Annotated in this window: 17 protein-coding genes; 10 read left to right on the top strand and 7 right to left on the bottom strand. The window is 50.2% G+C overall.

The genetic code is table 11. The features are described from left to right. Positions 1 to 83: 83 nt before the first annotated feature. From GA004_RS15995 to GA004_RS15985, 3 genes are all read right to left on the bottom strand, one after another. Positions 84 to 1,211, bottom strand: coding sequence for an ABC transporter ATP-binding protein (locus GA004_RS15995; protein ID WP_283394883.1), 1,128 nt, complete (start codon positions 1,209 to 1,211; stop codon positions 84 to 86). Positions 1,212 to 1,538: 327 nt separating this feature from the next. Then, complete coding sequence (locus tag GA004_RS15990; RefSeq protein ID WP_283394882.1) at positions 1,539 to 2,570, bottom strand: D-alanyl-D-alanine carboxypeptidase family protein; 1,032 nt, start codon at positions 2,568 to 2,570, stop codon at positions 1,539 to 1,541. A 64-nt stretch (positions 2,571 to 2,634) separates the two neighbouring features. After that, on the bottom strand, positions 2,635 to 2,895 hold the full coding sequence (locus GA004_RS15985) for a hypothetical protein (RefSeq protein ID WP_283394881.1): 261 nt from the start codon (positions 2,893 to 2,895) through the stop codon (positions 2,635 to 2,637). Positions 2,896 to 2,969: 74 nt separating this feature from the next. On the opposite strand from GA004_RS15985, the gene GA004_RS15980 reads away from it, so the two are divergent. Together GA004_RS15980 and GA004_RS15975 are read left to right on the top strand one after the other, a co-directional pair. Continuing rightward, on the top strand, positions 2,970 to 3,458 hold the full coding sequence (locus tag GA004_RS15980) for an NYN domain-containing protein (RefSeq protein WP_283394880.1): 489 nt from the start codon (positions 2,970 to 2,972) through the stop codon (positions 3,456 to 3,458). A gap of 17 nt (positions 3,459 to 3,475) precedes the next feature. Further along, positions 3,476 to 4,669, top strand: a complete 1,194-nt coding sequence (locus tag GA004_RS15975; RefSeq protein ID WP_283394879.1) for a DUF2851 family protein — start codon at positions 3,476 to 3,478, stop codon at positions 4,667 to 4,669. Here the strand turns inward: GA004_RS15975 and GA004_RS15970 are convergent. Continuing rightward, complete coding sequence (locus tag GA004_RS15970; RefSeq protein ID WP_283394878.1) at positions 4,633 to 4,836, bottom strand: hypothetical protein; 204 nt, start codon at positions 4,834 to 4,836, stop codon at positions 4,633 to 4,635. The two genes, GA004_RS15975 and GA004_RS15970, sit on opposite strands and share 37 nt — an antisense overlap. A gap of 52 nt (positions 4,837 to 4,888) precedes the next feature. Here GA004_RS15970 and nusA point away from each other — a divergent pair, with 52 nt between their 5' ends. From nusA to GA004_RS15930, 8 genes are all read left to right on the top strand, one after another. Then, a complete protein-coding gene (nusA, locus tag GA004_RS15965) occupies positions 4,889 to 6,148 on the top strand; it encodes a transcription termination factor NusA (RefSeq protein WP_283394877.1) in 1,260 nt (419 codons plus the stop codon). Positions 6,149 to 6,217: 69 nt separating this feature from the next. Further along, a complete protein-coding gene (infB, locus tag GA004_RS15960; RefSeq protein WP_283394876.1) occupies positions 6,218 to 8,548 on the top strand; it encodes a translation initiation factor IF-2 in 2,331 nt (776 codons plus the stop codon). A gap of 81 nt (positions 8,549 to 8,629) precedes the next feature. After that, positions 8,630 to 8,986, top strand: a complete 357-nt coding sequence (gene rbfA / locus GA004_RS15955) for a 30S ribosome-binding factor RbfA (RefSeq protein ID WP_283394875.1) — start codon at positions 8,630 to 8,632, stop codon at positions 8,984 to 8,986. A gap of 17 nt (positions 8,987 to 9,003) precedes the next feature. Continuing rightward, positions 9,004 to 9,984: a DHH family phosphoesterase gene (locus tag GA004_RS15950; protein ID WP_283394874.1), complete on the top strand. Its 981-nt coding sequence runs from the start codon at positions 9,004 to 9,006 to the stop codon at positions 9,982 to 9,984. Beyond that, positions 9,981 to 10,703 (top strand): tRNA pseudouridine(55) synthase TruB, encoded by a 723-nt coding sequence (truB, locus tag GA004_RS15945; RefSeq protein WP_283394873.1) that lies wholly within the window; start codon positions 9,981 to 9,983, stop codon positions 10,701 to 10,703. The genes GA004_RS15950 and truB overlap by 4 nt, the downstream gene beginning before the upstream one ends. Before the next feature lie 11 nt (positions 10,704 to 10,714). Beyond that, entirely contained in the window at positions 10,715 to 11,662 is a 948-nt protein-coding gene (gene ribF / locus GA004_RS15940) for a riboflavin biosynthesis protein RibF (RefSeq protein ID WP_283394872.1), read from the top strand. Then, the gene (locus GA004_RS15935) at positions 11,663 to 12,409 is read left to right on the top strand and encodes a TlyA family RNA methyltransferase (protein ID WP_283394871.1); all 747 of its coding nucleotides are present in this window, start codon (positions 11,663 to 11,665) and stop codon (positions 12,407 to 12,409) included. It abuts the gene before it with no gap. Between the two features lie 27 nt (positions 12,410 to 12,436). Continuing rightward, the gene (locus GA004_RS15930) at positions 12,437 to 13,276 is read left to right on the top strand and encodes an NAD(+)/NADH kinase (RefSeq protein ID WP_283394870.1); all 840 of its coding nucleotides are present in this window, start codon (positions 12,437 to 12,439) and stop codon (positions 13,274 to 13,276) included. 20 nt (positions 13,277 to 13,296) lie between these two features. On the opposite strand, the gene GA004_RS15925 is transcribed toward GA004_RS15930, so the two are convergent. Genes GA004_RS15925 through GA004_RS15915 form a run of 3 tightly spaced genes read right to left on the bottom strand, consistent with a single transcriptional unit; the run spans position 13,297 to position 16,420 of the window. Continuing rightward, positions 13,297 to 13,677: a hypothetical protein gene (locus tag GA004_RS15925; protein ID WP_283394869.1), complete on the bottom strand. Its 381-nt coding sequence runs from the start codon at positions 13,675 to 13,677 to the stop codon at positions 13,297 to 13,299. Between the two features lie 30 nt (positions 13,678 to 13,707). Beyond that, positions 13,708 to 14,688 (bottom strand): hypothetical protein, encoded by a 981-nt coding sequence (locus GA004_RS15920; protein WP_283394868.1) that lies wholly within the window; start codon positions 14,686 to 14,688, stop codon positions 13,708 to 13,710. 19 nt (positions 14,689 to 14,707) lie between these two features. Further along, positions 14,708 to 16,420 carry a tetratricopeptide repeat protein gene (locus GA004_RS15915; protein ID WP_283394867.1) on the bottom strand — a complete coding sequence of 571 codons (1,713 nt, stop codon included), beginning with the start codon at positions 16,418 to 16,420 and terminating at the stop codon, positions 14,708 to 14,710. Positions 16,421 to 16,706: the final 286 nt, after the last annotated feature.

Below are 16,706 nucleotides of genomic sequence, written 5' to 3'. Positions count from 1 at the left end.
TATTCAGAGGAAAGAATTTCGTTTCGGCTTCAGATAACCGGGAAAGGTATTCTGTAAGTCGATAATAACAAAAAGCGCGAGGTCTAGGATAATGATAGCTCAGTTGTCGGATCAAATAAGTGAGCGTGTCCTAGATCAAATCCGACTTTTAATTGCTCGCCGATCTTAAATTGGGAATCACTCGCTGCCCGGGCAGTAACGGAAGTTGCCCCATTGGACAAATAAAGCAGGGTTTCATTTCCCATCGGCTCGATAACTTCTATGTCGAGGTCGACTCCATTACCCGCCTGGATTTTATCGGGGCTGATTATTAAATTTTCAGGCCGAATCCCAAGTATCAGCTCTTTACCTACATGAGACTCGGCTAGGCTGGAAAGGCGAGGTCCCAGTTCGATTTGCATGACGTCTTCACTCGTGCAGATTTCAATAAGCAGCACTTTTCCGTCTTTTCGTCCTACGCGGCCTTTAATGAAGTTCATGGAGGGGCTACCAATAAATCCGGCTGCGAAAAGATTGGCGGGCTTGTTGTAGAGCTCGAGTGGATTAGCGGTCTGCATTATTTCTCCCTCATTCATTACGCAAATGCGATCACCCATCGTCATGGCCTCAATCTGGTCGTGAGTTACGTAGATCATGGTAGCGTCTAGCCGGCAATGGAGCTTGGATATCTCCATGCGTGTGAATGCTCGAGTTTTGGCATCGAGATTCGATAGCGGTTCGTCAAAGAGAAAGACTTTGGGTTTGCGAACAATGGCCCGCCCAACGGCGACCCGTTGGCGTTGTCCCCCCGAGAGGGCTTTGGGCTTCCGGTTAAGCAAATCTTCGATGCCTAGGATGCGAGCGGCTTCCTCGACTCGGTTTTGGATCTCTGTTTTGGGGAATTTTCGCAACTTGAGTCCGAAGGCGATGTTCTCAAAAACCGTCATGTGAGGGTAGAGCGCGTAGTTCTGAAACACCATGGCGATATCGCGATCTTTCGGCGGGAGCTCGTTGATTATGTGGTCATCAATCGCGATTGTCCCATCATTGACTTCCTCCAGTCCGGCAATCATCCGAAGGGTCGTCGACTTCCCGCACCCCGATGGTCCGACTAGAACCATGAATTCCCGGTCTTGAATTTCGAGATCGATTTTCTTTACCGCTTCGATCGGCGGATTCTTGCCCTTCCCAGGATAGATTTTTTGAAGACCATTGAGTCGAACGATGGGCATTGTGATTCAAGAATTATAAAGAATTATCAGTATGTGCTAGGACATTGGTTGATTGTAGAATGATTTCGAGGCTTTTTAGATGAATAAACTCAATGAAGGCGATTCGCAAGGATTGTCATTTAGGGGCCGCCGCTTTTTGCTTAGGATTTACATTGATGGTCGAAGCATTTGAGAAGTCAACTCGATCCTTGTATCCAATTATTGGAAGTCCTATAAAACAGGTTAAATCCCCCGACTTATTCAACCGTTACTTTGCAGAGCAAGGGATTGATACTGAAATGTTGGGAATAGACGTGTCGCCATGTGGCTAGGTGATTTTTCGACCAGTTACGCGTTGTTTTTAACAAGCTGACTGTAGCCCCAGTTGATCAGCTCCTGCGTGAAGGTGTCGCGGCGCTTGCTGGACTTGAATCCAGTAGTTACTGCGATGAGGCGACGTCCGTCCCGCAGGCAAGTAGCTGTGACGCAGAAGCCGGCTCCTTTTGTGTATCCGGTTTTCAATCCATCGACCCCTTCAGTTGTGAGTATGAGACGATTGTGGTTTGTAAGTACGGTTGGCTTGCCGCTATCCGCCCGGAAGTCGTAGGTGGGAATAGATGCCCATTCGAGAGCTTTGTCGTATCGCATGAGTGCGATGGCCAGTCGAGCGAGGTCTTGGCAAGAGGCCGTGTTTCCCGTGTCGCCCTCGGGAAGTCCGTGGGCATTGAAAAAGTGGGTGGAATCCATGTTGAGCTCAACTGCTCGCTCGTTCATTCGTTCGACAAAACCGTCCATACTTCCCTCGGCTAGGTATTCGCCAGCCAAGTACGAGGAGTCGTTCGCGCTCTTTACCATGATTGAGATAAGCAGTTCCTCGAGGGTGAAGCTTTCCCGAGGATCTAGCCACACTTGGCTCCCTCCAATCTTAAAAGCGGCGGTGGTCACCTGGATGACGGTATCCATCGATAAGTCTGATTTCGACTCTTCGTCTTCGAACGCGAGGAGGGCGGTCATCATTTTCGTCATCGATGCGATCCGAACTGGCTTAGCACTATCTTTTTCCCAAAGAAGCCGTTGGTTGGAGAAGTCGTAAAGGAAACCAGATTTGAGATCGTCGGTACGAATATTTCCTGGTAAGACCTCGAAGGCGGCATCCGGAAATTCTTCGACAACTGCGAGTTCCAGTTTTGGTTCGATTTCCTCCAGCAGATCGTCCTCTTCGATTTCTCTCTCTGCTTTGCTCCCTGAAAAAGGAGAGGCGGGAGTATCCAGTTTTTCAGACCCATTAGTGGCTGCGGGCTCGGTTCCTGGTCGAAGCCCTAGATAGGCGAACACGAGAATGTGGGCGAGCAGAGCGATACCGAACAGCTTCTTGTACATAATCTTGAATCGAAGTGAGTTAGTCTATTGTGGTTGCTGCTCGCAAACGAAATTTCTCAATAAACTATCGACGCGTATTACGCCGGATTAACCAACGGGCAAGCCAATACAGGGCTATGAGCAGAACCAGCCATTTCCAGGCGAACAAGGTGCGGACGAGGTTGACAATCGATGGCGGGTAGAGAATGGCGATGCCGATTCCGATAATGGCTCCGATGACAAACTTTTTGGATAGGCGAAGCTTGACCGTCTTCTTTGTACGGGTCTTCTTTTTGTTTGGGAGGGAATCGACGATTTCCCATTCTGGATCGTCATTGTTTTTCATGTGACGGATTCAATGTTTTTGTAGGATTGGTATTGGAGTGCTCGGTGGAGAGGTCAACGTGTAAAGGACGGGAGATGGGTAAAGCAGGAGAGCAGATTCACTTGATAGTCGATGGATTCAATGTCGCCCACGCTTGGGGTTTGGTTAAAAAGTGCTCAGGGGATTGGATAAACGAGATCGTCCGCACGCTTCAGGAGGAGCTGAAGGAAATCCACGATGAGAAAGGGTGGAGAGTAACGATCGCAATGGATGGAAAGGGCAGGAAGATCGATCGACTGCATCCGTTTGGCGACGACTCTTTTGAGCTTCTTTATTCACCCAGTTCCCTGACTGCGGATGCCGTGATTGAACAAATGGTGAGTGGCGATGCCCGACCTGAGCTGATTCGTGTTGGCACGGAAGATCGGGCGGTTTTGCATTCAATCGAGGCGGGCGGAGCGGAGGCGATCTCACCGGCTACCTTGAAAGACGAAGTTCTAGCGGCTCGTCGACTGAAGCGATCCCGGATAAAAAATTCCTTTGGTGATTCAAAAAACACTTTCACCAACCAGATTCCTTTGTAAATTAGAGGTACGCTACGATGAATGTTACCCAAGGCGTAGAGGAATTCCAAGGCTTGTACGGACCTTATCAAGTCAGTGAACTGGTTCTGCAAAAGATCTGGCAGAAAATCGCCTTTGACTCTGCACGGATGAAGGACTCCAGAGGGCGGCAGATAGAAGTGCTAAATCCCGGGCGCTGGAATCGCTTGGCTGGTCCCGATTTTAAAGACGCCATTTTCCGAATCGATGGGGATAGAGTGGAGGGTGATGTCGAGATTCACTTCTCACAATCTGACTGGAGAGCCCATGGACACCACAAAAACCCCAATTTTGATAGGGTTGTGCTTCATGTGGTTTACCATCCGATTAGGGGGGGTGAAAAACCGGTGCTTACGGTTTCTGGAGGATCGGTACCTACGGTTTCTTTGATGGAATTGCTTTGGTATGACTTGGAGGAGTATTCGATTGAAGACTCTATCATAGAGTCTACTGGGGGTTTTGTTGAGGATGCGTTTCTCTCCCTGCTGGACTTAAGTATTACGCAGCGCCGTAACCGCTTGATCGAAGCGGCTGCAGATCGGTGGAAGGTGAAGCGGGACTTCGCGAAAATGCGTATTGAGCGACTCGGCTGGGACGAAGCATGCCATATGACCGCACTTGAAATCATGGGTTTTGCGGCTAATCGTATTCCAATGCTGCATGTGGCAGTAGCATTCCCGGCCAAAAGATGTCGTGCGGATAGTCTGCATTTTGGGGATCTTTGGGAAGCGGGACGTGGTTTGTGGAGCACCTCTGGCGTTCGTCCCGCAAACCATCCCAAAATCCGGCTTGAGCAGTTTTTCCAATGGATTTCGGCCCAACCTTACTGGCAGGAGGTGCTCTTAGAATTGGTGAATAGACTTCCGATGGGTCAGATGTCTGACGAGTCCACCGCTCAGTTTCGAAAAAAAGCAGATCTTTCTGGGCTTCAGCGTACTTTTTCCGATCGCGTGGTGAGTGGTCGAATAAGCGGTTCGAAGCTGGATACGCTGATATGTGACGGATTTCTACCTCTTTTGTCAGCCCGTTCCGGAGCCGATTTGAGTGGGCTTTGGTTCCACTGGTTCGCGGGGAATGCGCCTGAAATTTTAGGGAAGACTCTGAAAGGGCTAGAAATTCTCGAAACGCGCCGGTTCCCCAAGTCCAATGGCTGGCTTCAGGGATTGCTCAAAATCAGGCATTCAATGGGATAAATCGAGTTCACCCCATCGCTTTCAAGGCCTTTCCTAGCCAGTGGAATAGGCCTAGGATCGAGGTTTCCGTCAGTGGATATTCCGCCTGTAAAAGCGCCTTCTCCTTCTATGAGGAGACGCTTGACTTTTAGAAGGCTGAGAAATTTACTCCCTGCATTAATTTTCATTTTATGAAAAGTGGGTCTTTGACCCGCTTTTTTTTTCATCAGCATAGCAATCATGAGCAGCGAAATTTTATCTGTATTGGAGTACATGGAGAGGGAAAAAGGGATCGGTCGTGAAGACATGATTTCTGCGATCGTTACCGCCATCAAGAATGCCGCCGCGAAAGGGGTAAATGCAGGCCAAGAGCTCAAAGTCGAAATTGATCCGAAAAATGGAAAAATGCAGGCTTGGGCCCTACTGGAAGTGGTAGATTCCGTTAGTGATCCAAGGAATGAGATTCCTTTGGAAAAGGCCCGTTTGAACCAGCCGGATATCCAGCTAGGGGATATGTATGAAAAGGAGATGGATCCGGCCTATTTGGGTCGAATTGCAGCCCAAACCGCTCGTCAAGCGATCATGCAACGTCTGCGGCAGTTTGAGAAAGAGCGCATTTATGACGATTTTAAAGACCAAGTCGGAGACATCGTCAGCGGCATCGTGAGAAGACGTGAGCGCGGCGACTTATGCATCGATCTCGGGAAAGCGGAGGCCATTATGCCATCACGCGAGCAAGTTCCAGGGGAGGATTACGCTCCAGGTGAACGCATTCGCTGCTTCCTGCTGAAAATAGAGGCCTCTACCAGAGGGCCCGAGTTGATATTGACCCGTTCAAGCCCCAGATTTGTTCGCAGACTGTTCGATTTAGAAGTGACCGAAATCGCTGATGGTACGGTCAAGATTGAAGCGTTCGCTAGGGAGCCTGGCTACCGCACCAAGATCGCCGTATCTTCCTCTGATCCTAAAGTGGATCCAGTGGGTGCTTGCGTCGGAGCTCGAGGGGCCCGTGTCAAGAGCATCGTTCGTGAGCTGGGTGGCGAAAAAGTCGACATTATTCGCTACGTCGAAGGCCCGAAGGAACTGGCGCTCGAAGCGCTCAAGCCGGCGATCCCTCGCAACGTAGAGTTGGATGAAGTGAACAAGCGCCTTCGCGTCGAAGTTTCGGAAGACGACTTAGCGATCGCTATTGGGCGCAAGGGTCAGAATGCCCGCCTCACTTCTAAACTGGTCGGATGGAAAATAGACATCGTCAAAGAAGAGGTGCACGAGGTCAGCCTGGAAGCGAAGCAGCAACAAGCCGCGGAAGGCTTAAACCAGATCGAAGGAATCGACGATGAAGTCGCGGCTCGCCTCGTTCAGAATGGACTGATCAGTCCCGAAGTGTTCCTCGATGTGGAGTCTTCCGACTTGCAGGATCTTGGCTTTGACGCGGAACAAGCGGATGATATTTTGGCAAAAGTGAATGCTTTCTTGGAGAAGCAGAATATTTCGTCTTAAAACTGGATATCGTATCTAATTGGAAAGGCACTGCACCTACATAAAATTTCAGCACCCTAAACCTATCGCATGAGCGTACGAATCTATCAGCTTTCTAAAGAGATTGGAATGGACAATTCCGAACTCCTCGAACTTCTCCGCGAACGTGGCTTTCAAGTGAAGAGTGCTTCCAGCACGGTCGACAACATTTCGGCGGAATCTTTGAAAGAAGAGTTTGCTAAAAAGTCTGCGGATACCGCAAAAACGGAGACCTCAGAGCCAGCGGAAGAGAAACCGGTTGCGGTGCCTTCGGTTAATGCCTTCGTCCGAACCAAAGAGCAAATCGAAGAGGAAAAAGAAACGGCGAAAGAACCGGTTGCGACAAAAGCCGCCCCTCCGCCTCCTGCTTCGCCGCCGCCCTCAGCTCCCAAAGAAATGGCACCGCCATCGCCCGGCCCGGTCTCTCCTCCTGCGGTTTCCAAAGCCCCTGTTCCTCCTCCGGTCGCGAGTCCCGCTAATACGGGCCCTCCTCAGCCAGCGGCACCTTCGCAAGCGGCACCACCTCCTGTAGCGGCTCCCTCTGCGCCCGCCGGAGTTGGCGCGCCCGTTTCTCCAGCAAGCGCGAATGACCCTGCGGAAAAAACAGAAGAAATTCGTACCATTACCCTTAAGCCACCTATCGTCGTTCGTGATTTGGCGACCGAGCTGGGAGTAAAGCCTTTCAAGCTGATTTCCGAGCTTATGGAAATGGGCATTTTCGCATCCATTAACCAAAGCCTCAAAGAGGATGTGGCGAGTAAGATAGCGGAGAAAAGAGGTGTCGTTCTCGAAATCCGCCATCGTGGCGAGGGTGCCAAAGCGAAAAAGAAACAAGAGGTTAAGGAAGTTGATGAAACTGCGTTTCTTGAGGGCCGCCCAGCTGTAGTTTGTATTTTGGGACACGTCGATCACGGAAAGACCTCACTATTGGATTACATTCGGAAAGAGAATGTCGCCTCCTCCGAAGCGGGTGGAATTACGCAGCACATCGGTGCTTATCAAGTTTCGCATAACGACAATAAAATCACGTTTCTGGATACGCCGGGCCACGCGGCTTTCAACGCGATGCGAGCTCGTGGAGCAGATGTTACGGATGTGGCCATTCTCATTGTGGCGGCTGATGACGGATTTATGCCTCAAACCGATGAAGCATTGAAGTTCATTCAAAAGTCAGGTGTTCAGCCGATCGTAGCGATCAACAAGATTGATACCCCCGGTGCAGATATCGACAAGGTTAAGACCCAAATGCAGGAACGAGGCATCCCTTCGGAGGATTGGGGCGGCGAGACAATTGCGGTTCCCATCTCAGCCTTAAAGGGCGATGGTATCGACGAGTTGATGGATATGATTCAGTTGCAGGCAGAGGTTCTGGAATTGAAAGCCAACCCAAAGAAACCTGCGGAAGGCGTTGTTATCGAAGGACAAGTTGAGGTCGGTCGCGGGGCTACTGCGACCGTGATCGTTCAAGGAGGAACTTTGAAGGTAGGCGATGCGCTCGTCTGCGGCCCTAACCACACAAAGGTGAAGGCCCTTTTCAACGAGTATGGCAAAAGCTTGAAGAATGCGCCCCCTTCGACTCCGGTGCGAATTATCGGCTGGTCAGGCGTGCCGGATTGTGGAGCGATTTTCCATGCGGCCAAGAACGAGAAAGTCGCTAAGCGTGAAGCAGAAGAAAATCTTGTAGGCGTTAGAGCAGATCAGAAGGCGGATGCCGAAGACCGGATGCCAACGTCTCAGGAGAAACTTTTTGCCGCGATTGCCGCTACTCAGAAAAAGACCCTCCGTCTGATTATCAAAGGGGACACCTACGGTTCAGTTGAAGCGATTGAGAGTGCATTGAAGGAAATCAAGAGCGACAAGGTGGCGTTGGACGTTGTTCGATCGGGAATTGGAGTTGTCAGTAAGAGCGACGTTCAAAAGGCCAGTGCAGGTGGGACTGAGATTATCGGTTTCAATGTGAAGACCGAGAATGGGGTCCAGGCATTGGCTAAGCACCATGCGGTTAAGATTACTTATCACCAGATCATCTACGAACTCCTTGACCGTGTCCGGGAAGACATGGTCGAAATGCTTGATCCGGAATACGAGGAGAACAAAATTGGAGCAGCCGAGGTGCGGGCGGTATTCCCGATCGCGAAAGGTTTTGCTGCGGGTTGTTTGGTTGTCGAAGGTCGCGTGGTTGCGAAGCAGCACGCTCGATTGATTCGTAATGGAAAAACCGTTGCGGAGCGCAAAATCGATGCCCTGCGTCGTGTCAAAGACGATGTCAAAGAGGTGCGGGCTGGTACGGAATGTGGTATGCACCTCACGAATACGAATGACTATCAAGTCGGCGATATTATTGAAGTTTACGAGATTCACGAAATTCGCCCAGAACTATAATCTCCCCATTTTTGGGGAACCTTTGCGATGTATGAGCATAGGTTCAGTTGCCTTGTACCGATAGCTTAGATTTAGATAAACATGAGCAATCGAAACATAAGAGTATCTGAGTTGTTAAAGCGCGAGGTGAGCGATATTCTGCACACACGTTATCAACGTGAGACTGTTACGGTGACGGTTACCGGCGTCGATGTTTCTCCGGATCACAGCAACGCGATCGTTTTCTATACGCTTTTGGCAAGTGAAGAAGAGCGATGGAAGATCCAGAAATTCCTGGATAGAATAGGCGGTCGAGTCAGGTTCGAGTTGGGAAAGCGGATCGTGCTTAAGCGACTGCCCGCGTTGAACTTCAAGTACGACGAGTCCATCGCCAAAGGAAATCGCATCATCGAGTTAATCGACGGGCTCGATGAATCGATCAACGAATCAGTCGATTGAGGGGGTTTTTTCCAGAATTGAGCACTGGATTTCGCGCCTTAGCTTCGAGTGCCGCCGGTCAATCGGTGTGCGTTATTGGCCATGCCCGACCTGATGGAGATTGTGTCGGGGCGCAAATCGCAGTCGCGGAAATGATTTCAACTTTTGGGGTGGTTCCCCTTGTCGCGAACGCTGATCAAGTGCCCGCGTCCCTAACTTATTTGAAGGGAAGCGAGCTCATTCGCATTGTCGAGCCGGAGTCTTTAGGAAACACAGGGCTACTGTATTTGGATTGCGCGGACGAGGGAAGGGTAGGCCCGAAAACTTCTATCGCATTGGAGAACCAGCGGCGTTTGGGAAATATCGATCATCATATTACCAATACTCGGTTCGCTGAGGTAAACTTGATTGATTCGGATGCCTCCGCTACCTGTGAAATACTGGCGGGCATAGCATTTGACTTGGCTCTACCAATCTCAGAGTCCGCAGCTCAAGCCTTGTATACGGGCATCCTAACAGATACGGGCCGATTCAGCTATGCAGTCACCAGTAGTCGAGTTTTCGAGCTGTGTAGCAGACTGGTGGATTGTGGAGCGTCACCTCGGTTGGCGGCTGAAAGTCTCTATGAAAATGCGACTCTACCAAGGCTGAAACTGCTTGAGCGATTCCTGGGTTCGCTCGCTTTCGAATGTGGCAAGAAAGTTTGCATAGGTATGTTGCGGCAAAGGGATTTTGTTGAAACGGGTACCTCGTATCAAGATACGGAAGGATTTGTGGATTATGCGCGTTCCGTGGAAGGTGTCTTAATTGGGGTGTTGCTCGAGGAACGCAAAACGACGACTAAGGCGAGTTTGAGAGCAAAGATTAAAGAGTTGCGAGTGGATCAAGTCGCATCCCAATTCGGGGGAGGTGGACATGCTTGTGCGGCAGCGACGAGTAGTAGTCTTCCATTGAAAGTCTTGCGGGAGAATTTGATCGAAGCGGTAAGAACACGTGTTGAAACGGTTGATTGCAAATGAAGGAGAATAGAGAGCTAGAGGGCGTATTGTTGATCGACAAGCCGAGCGGACTAACTTCCCACGATGTGGTGGATAAGGTTCGCAGGAAACTGAAAATGAAGCGTATCGGGCATGCTGGTACACTCGATCCGATGGCGACAGGACTTCTCATTATACTAGTGGGCAAAGCGACCAAGCTTTCGCAGTATCTGATGAGCTTGGATAAGACTTATGAGGGAAGCATTACGCTGGGAGAGTCGACGAATACGTACGATGGTGAAGGTGAAGTGATGACTAAGCGCCCCGTCCCCAGTTTAACGCTGGAAGAGGTTGCTACGGTTGTGTCCTCCTACCTGGGGGATCAGTACCAGAAGCCTCCAATGTTTTCGGCAGTGAAAATCAATGGCCAGCCCTTGTACAAGATGGCCCGCCAGGGCAAAGAGGTGGAGCGAGAGCCAAGATTTATCAGAATCTCCCGCTTCGACGTAACACGCTTTGATTCACCGGAGGTGGACTTCAGCCTAGATTGCACAAAAGGGACCTATGTTCGTTCCCTCGCGAATGACATTGGGGAAAAAATTGGCTGTGGGGGCTATCTTTCGGAACTGCGCCGAATCGCTTCCGACAAGTTTAATTTAAATGATGCCATCACATTGGAGCGATTTCTCGAAGCCAATCCAGAGGAAATTTCCAAGGCCCTAATCGGAAAAACCGAAGCGTTGCCCAATTCTGTGTTGTAAGCTTAATAATCATGCCAGAGCCCAAACAATTTGACGGACTTGACTCGTTTCGTTCGGAGACAAATCATCCGATTCATTTGGCTATAGGCATGTTTGACGGCGTTCATCAGGGTCATCGACTCGTGGTGGAATCAGCAATACGTTCTGCGGCAAACTCGGGTGGTCTTGCGGGAGTTCTGACGTTCTGGCCCCATCCAAGCCATCTTTTTAAACCGGACAATCCGGTGCCCATGATCCTCAATTCGAGGATGAAGCGGTCCGAACTCAGCAAACTTCGAATTGACTTTGTGATTGAGGAGCCTTTTTCGCCTGAATTCGCGGCGGTTGATTCAGTCGATTTCGTTGCCATGCTGAAGTCCAAGATCCCGGCGTTGGCTTCTATGCATACAGGAGAAAACTGGAGGTTCGGAAAGGGGCGGCAAGGCGATGTTAAACTGCTGGTTAAATTGGCGGAGGAGGCAGGAATTTCTGCCGAATCACTCGAATGTCTTTTCCTAGATGGCGAACGCGTGAGCAGCACTCGAATACGGAACGCTTTAATTGGCGGAAGAGTTGAAGAAGCGAATCGTCTTCTTGGGTATACTTACGAAACCTGGGGAACGGTGAGAGAAGGCAAGCGAGTTGGAAGGACGATCGGAGTCCCGACCTTGAATATCCCATTTGATAGTGAATTGAAACCTAAGTTAGGCGTGTATAGTGTCAACGTTTCCCGAGAGGGTGGAGAGGAGTGGTTACCCGCAGTCGCTAATTTTGGAATCCGACCCACTGTCAACTCATTGAAGGAGCCCATGTTGGAGGTGCACGTGTTAGGAGATTGTCCGTTCTCCTATGGAGACTCATTGCGAGTTGAGTGGTTGAGTTTCCTTAGACGAGAAAGGAAATTCGAAGGTATTGATAAATTAAAGACGCAGCTTCAAACCGATATTAGCGATGCTAAGTTGTTTTTCGAGAGTCCGTGAATGGGTAAGTTGCGCTTAGATGAGCTGGTCCTCCAGCGGGGGCTTGCTTCCAGTCGGAGCGAAGCCAAAGCCCTCATTATGTCGGGCAGAGTGAGGCAGCGGGATCGGAGACTGGACAAACCGGGGGTAAAAGTTAGCGAAGAAATCGAATTTTACGTTGAACCAGGTAAACGTTTCGTAAGCAGAGGGGGGGAAAAGATTGAAGGGTTTTCCGAAGCTTATGACCTCTCGTTTTTTGGAAAAAGCGTTTTAGATGTGGGAGCGTCTACAGGAGGATTTACGGATTATGCCTTGCAGAATGGAGCGATTAGCGTTACTTGCGTAGACGTGGGGAAGGGGCAGTTGCACGGAAAGTTGAGAGACGATCCTCGTATTGCCAATTTGGAGAAAGTAAATGCTCGATATTTGCAACCTGGTGACCTTCCTTTGGATTCATACGATCGCATTGTCATGGATCTTTCTTTTATTTCACTCAAATCGGTACTGCCTGCTGTCTGGCCCTTTCTCGCGATTGGGGGAATTTTAGTTGCTCTAGTTAAACCTCAATTCGAGGTGGGCAAGGAGGTGGCGGACAAATTTAGGGGAGTGATTAAGGATCAGAATGAACGGGATAAAGTCCTCTTAGAGGTCGAGCGGTTTGCCATGGAGAATCTGGTCAACGTATCCCGCATCGGTTGTATTCCTTCACCGATTAAAGGAGCAGAAGGAAATGTTGAATTTCTTCTCGGGCTTTCTAAGTTGAAATAAAATGCGTCCCGCGCGAATTTAATAGCTGTGCTCAATAATAAGGCCATTAAGAACCTCGGATTCGTTTTGAATCAGTCCAAATCGGGAACCTTCAAATTGTTTGGGCAGTTGCGGGAGATCGCGGAGGACATGGGGGTCTCGACTCGGGAGACGTTCGAATTTCCCGTTCCCAATGGATTTTTAGAGGGTATGGACGCCTGTTGTGTGATCGGAGGTGACGGCACCTTTTTGAGCGCGGCTTCTGAATCGACCAAGTATCAGGTGCCCTTGATCGGCGTGAATCGAGGAACGCTCGGATTTCTGACAACCTATACTGCTGAGGAAATCGATTCTTTATTTCCATCAATTTTGGAGGGTGCCTATGACTTACGTCGGCGAGGATTGCTCGAGTGCTGTACCCATGACAATTTAGTGGATGTTGCGTTGAACGACGTGGTCATCAAATCCGCTTCGGTCAGTGGAATCGTTCATTTGAACGTTTTCGCGGATGAAGAGTTTGTGACGACCTATATTTGTGACGGATTGATATTCAGTACCCCCACTGGGTCGACCGCTTACACGCTCTCCGCAGGTGGTCCATTGATTCATCCCGATTCAAAAGTGATTTCCCTTACGCCGATTTGCCCTCATGCGCTCAGCAATCGCTCGATAATATTGCCGGATAATGTTCAACTGCGAGTAGAGAATGCAGTGCCAAACGGTCGACTGGTAGTAGCGGTTGATGGGCAAAGAAATTTGTCAACTTCTGAGGACGGTACGATCGCCATTAAATTATCATCCCAGAGTTTACAGATGGCCCAAAAAGTGGACTACTGCCATTTTGATGTGGTACGAAGGAAGCTGAAGTGGAGCGGTGGGTACATCTGAGATACCAATCCTAATGATCACTAGTTGGAGGCAAAGGAAAATTCGAATTTGACGATTTCGATTTTGCTCGAGCTCAATTTTGAATCCTTGAGTACTGCGGAAAGACGGATTTCTTCTAAAACGGCTTTCAGCTCTCTTGTGTACTCGAGATCGTCACTGGGTCCAAACATGTAGACCAGCTTTTGGTGAGTGTACCGAATGTACCAGCCCTCGTCGGTTAAACCAAAGTCCGTGACATCGATTCCTGGATACCGTTTCCTGAATTGGCCGTGACTCATGGCCCCGCTATCGATGACGGCTTCTAGTGGATAAACGATTACCTTGGTAGGCGTGCTCTGAGCCCATGCCGTTCCCACAAGTAGAGTCAGCGTCAGCGAAGATATGCAAAGAATTCGAGTCATTGTCGTTGTGCGGAGGCGCGGTGTCTTGACCTACAAGTTGCTGGACATTTTGCCGCCTTCTTCGGTGCCTTTAGCTCGGTTAGATCCTTGGCTTCCGCCACCCCCTACTTGCTGGCCATCGGATTCAGTAACTTTCTTGCCGTTGTCACCCCCTGATTCTCCACCACTCTTGGCCTTGTTCTGGTCGCCGGATTCTCCGTCGCTTGCACCGTCTGAAGTTTGCGTATCGGGGTCGTTCCCGGTCAAGTCTCCGATGGGTCCTCCGATTTGATCAGAAGTGCTTCCAATCTGAACGTCCGGAGGGGGAGGAGGCAATTGTCCGAGAGGCGATTCACCTGCTTGTCCCCCTTCTCCTGCTTGCCCTTGAGGTCCCTGTTGTCCCTGCTGACCTTGTTGCCCCTGCTCGCCCTGTTCTCCTTGGGAGCCCATTTGCCCCATCTGTCCCTGTTGCCCTGCGTTGGAAGGGGGCATAGGTATAAGGGGAGTGTTGTTGCTTTGGGAACCTTGACTCCCTTGACTGCGAGAGCTGCTCATGGGAGGCATTCCCGAGCTGCTCTGTCCTTGTTGTCCGCCGCTAGAGCCACCTTTGGGAGGCAGTCCCAAACTGCTTTGGCTTTGTTGCCCTCCGCCTGAGCTTCCTCCACCCATGGGGATCGGCATGCCACTGCTTCCGGAGGAGCCTCCGGACATCCCGCCTTGCATGCCTCCGGGCATCCCTGGGGTGTTAATGGGAATGTTTAAACCGGTTCTGCCCGGTATATCGATTGTACCTAACGGTGGAAGGGTGGACTCGTCTAAAATCGAAACATCACCGCCAATGGGAATGCCGCCTGCGGAAATGGAAGGACGCCCGCTACGACTTTGATTGGATCCGCTGTTGGGGCCGGCCCCATTGGCCTCTCCTTCGAAAATCCTGGGGTCTGGATCGAACTGCGCCATTCCGCTCTGGCAAAAGAGCGCGGCGGCTCCGACTACGGAAAGAAGCAAGGTTGGATGGCGTCGATTCTCCATTTCTTAGGCGTTTGGTGGATTACAGTTTTTCATCGCATATCACCTTGAGTGGCGATTGGGCGACCCCTCCCCTGACTTGGAGTCTATATTGAATATCTTCGTATCCTTTTTTACGACCAATAATACGATAGTCGCCGGGCAATAGGTTCATGGTAGATTCTTTAAGCTTAGTAGGCTTTTTGGCAGTCGGACCCTGTACGCTGACCCATGTCGCCATGTCGGAGATAAAAAGAACCTGAACGGGTCTACTTTGGGTGATGAGGTGTTGCTGCAAGCGCTTTGCTTCATCGGTTAGTTCAAGATAGTCGGGCTTGGACCGCATCGCCTGGTCCCAGGATTGGCGGGCGAGCTGATACTGAAGCCGCTTTGCCTCAATCGCTGCGATTTCCAAGTACTTTTCGTAACGAAGTATGCTACGAATCACTTTCCCGGTTCGTAAAAGCCCATCTTTGGCTTCCTGGAGGCTGGGCTCCATGTCGATCAATTGCTGGTAGATCACTCGTGCTCCTTCCCAATCCCGATTTTCACTTTCCAAAGCATAAGCCCGTGTAACCAACGTCGTGATGTCGCTCTGGCGCTTGTCTTTTCGGGCCCTGACGATGGAATCGGCCAATTCCTTGCGATCTGGAAAAATAGCGAGAGCTAGCTGAAAATTCTCGATCGCTTCATCATAGCGGTAGGACTGCTCTGCGTTCTGGGCAATCGTGAGATACTTGCTGAAGTCACGGTTCTCAATTTTGCGCCGCACCCGGGAAACCCCGTTCTGAGCCTTCGCAGATTTCTGGTCTTTTCGGAATGCTTGCTGATAGGCAACGAGAGCCTCCTCGAACGCTTCGCTGCGTTCCTGTACCTCACCTTTCTTGACGAGATTGAAAACGTCGTCGGCAGTCTTCGCTCGTTCGATTTGAAGGATGGCATTTTCGTTTTGGGGATCGATCGAGAGAAGATTCGTGAAGGCTTCGATTGCTTTGGCCCCCTGTCCTTGCGCGATGTATCGATGCCCCAAGGCCGCGTTTTCGCGTATGTAGTTGGATATGGAGTCCGCAAGTGCCTGGAGTTTGTCCGTTGCCTCCGTTAATTTAGTTTTAGATGCGGTGAACGAGCCTTCAGTGAGAAACTGCTTCCCGGCGCTGGCGGCGTCGAAAGCATCGTCATAGGCTTCTTGATTCAGGTGTTTAGAAGGCTTTAGCTCGTCGACACGAGTCAAGAAGTTGTCGTACATCTCCTGGGTAGCGAGCTTTGCCTCCACCAAATTCGAAAAGTCCTCGATTTGCACGTTGACCCCTTTGAAGGTTTCAAACGCCCGATCGAAGGCTTTTCGCTTCATGAGGTCTTCGCCCTGCAAGAACTCGCGTTCCACCGCGACTAATTTTGTTGTGAGAACCGGGTGATTGACCCGCATTTGGCGAATTTTCTCCAATCCACTGTTGGAGGTTTCAAGCTCAAGATCCGCTTTGGACCGGCTTGCGAACGCTTGCTGGAAAGTGACTTCCGGCACGGTCTCGTCAGTAAGCCCGAGTCGGTCTGTCAGGGCCTTGGCGTCTTCGTCCGGATTTTCCCACAATGCGATCACGCTGACTAGCAGGACAACGAAAACGGCGGCTGATACGCCTACCGCTATCAATTTACGTTTTGAGGACCGTGCTCTTTCAGCCGCATCCTCATCCTCTGGATTCCAGTGGATAACTCTGTGCTTCCGAGGGTTTTGATGGTTCTCTTCCATGTCCGGCATACTGATTTTCTTCTCCTTTTACTGATCGCGTGAACGGCTTTGATACAGGTCAATCTACCTCAAGAGTACTCTACGTTCAAATATTGCAGCTGGGAAGGCTTAATTGCAAAGCCTCCCAGGGTAAAGTTACGATTTTACGGGGTGTTTGGATTCATCTATTTTTACGCTGCATTCGCTTTGAGCCCCATTTTTGATAAACGGAGTTTTTCGAATTTTACGTTTGGTTCGCTTCGCAGGGATTTATAACAGGGAAACGATTTAAATTTTATTGAATTAGACCGAGATT

It is taken from the genome of Candidatus Pelagisphaera phototrophica (assembly GCF_014529625.1).
Taxonomy (GTDB): Bacteria; Verrucomicrobiota; Verrucomicrobiia; order Opitutales; family Opitutaceae; genus Pelagisphaera; species Pelagisphaera phototrophica.
Note: the sequence above shows the minus strand (reverse complement) of the source record. Positions and strands in the feature narration are given on the sequence as shown.

Coding starts and splice junctions, on each gene's coding strand:
- GA004_RS15995 (WP_283394883.1), bottom strand. CDS start 1,211: ATGCCCATCGTTCGACTCAATGGTCTTCAAAAAATCTATCCTGGGAAG.
- GA004_RS15990 (WP_283394882.1), bottom strand. CDS start 2,570: ATGTACAAGAAGCTGTTCGGTATCGCTCTGCTCGCCCACATTCTCGTG.
- GA004_RS15985 (WP_283394881.1), bottom strand. CDS start 2,895: ATGAAAAACAATGACGATCCAGAATGGGAAATCGTCGATTCCCTCCCA.
- GA004_RS15980 (WP_283394880.1), top strand. CDS start 2,970: ATGGGTAAAGCAGGAGAGCAGATTCACTTGATAGTCGATGGATTCAAT.
- GA004_RS15975 (WP_283394879.1), top strand. CDS start 3,476: ATGAATGTTACCCAAGGCGTAGAGGAATTCCAAGGCTTGTACGGACCT.
- GA004_RS15970 (WP_283394878.1), bottom strand. CDS start 4,836: ATGAAAATTAATGCAGGGAGTAAATTTCTCAGCCTTCTAAAAGTCAAG.
- nusA (WP_283394877.1), top strand. CDS start 4,889: ATGAGCAGCGAAATTTTATCTGTATTGGAGTACATGGAGAGGGAAAAA.
- infB (WP_283394876.1), top strand. CDS start 6,218: ATGAGCGTACGAATCTATCAGCTTTCTAAAGAGATTGGAATGGACAAT.
- rbfA (WP_283394875.1), top strand. CDS start 8,630: ATGAGCAATCGAAACATAAGAGTATCTGAGTTGTTAAAGCGCGAGGTG.
- truB (WP_283394873.1), top strand. CDS start 9,981: ATGAAGGAGAATAGAGAGCTAGAGGGCGTATTGTTGATCGACAAGCCG.
- ribF (WP_283394872.1), top strand. CDS start 10,715: ATGCCAGAGCCCAAACAATTTGACGGACTTGACTCGTTTCGTTCGGAG.
- GA004_RS15935 (WP_283394871.1), top strand. CDS start 11,663: ATGGGTAAGTTGCGCTTAGATGAGCTGGTCCTCCAGCGGGGGCTTGCT.
- GA004_RS15925 (WP_283394869.1), bottom strand. CDS start 13,677: ATGACTCGAATTCTTTGCATATCTTCGCTGACGCTGACTCTACTTGTG.
- GA004_RS15920 (WP_283394868.1), bottom strand. CDS start 14,688: ATGGAGAATCGACGCCATCCAACCTTGCTTCTTTCCGTAGTCGGAGCC.
- GA004_RS15915 (WP_283394867.1), bottom strand. CDS start 16,420: ATGCCGGACATGGAAGAGAACCATCAAAACCCTCGGAAGCACAGAGTT.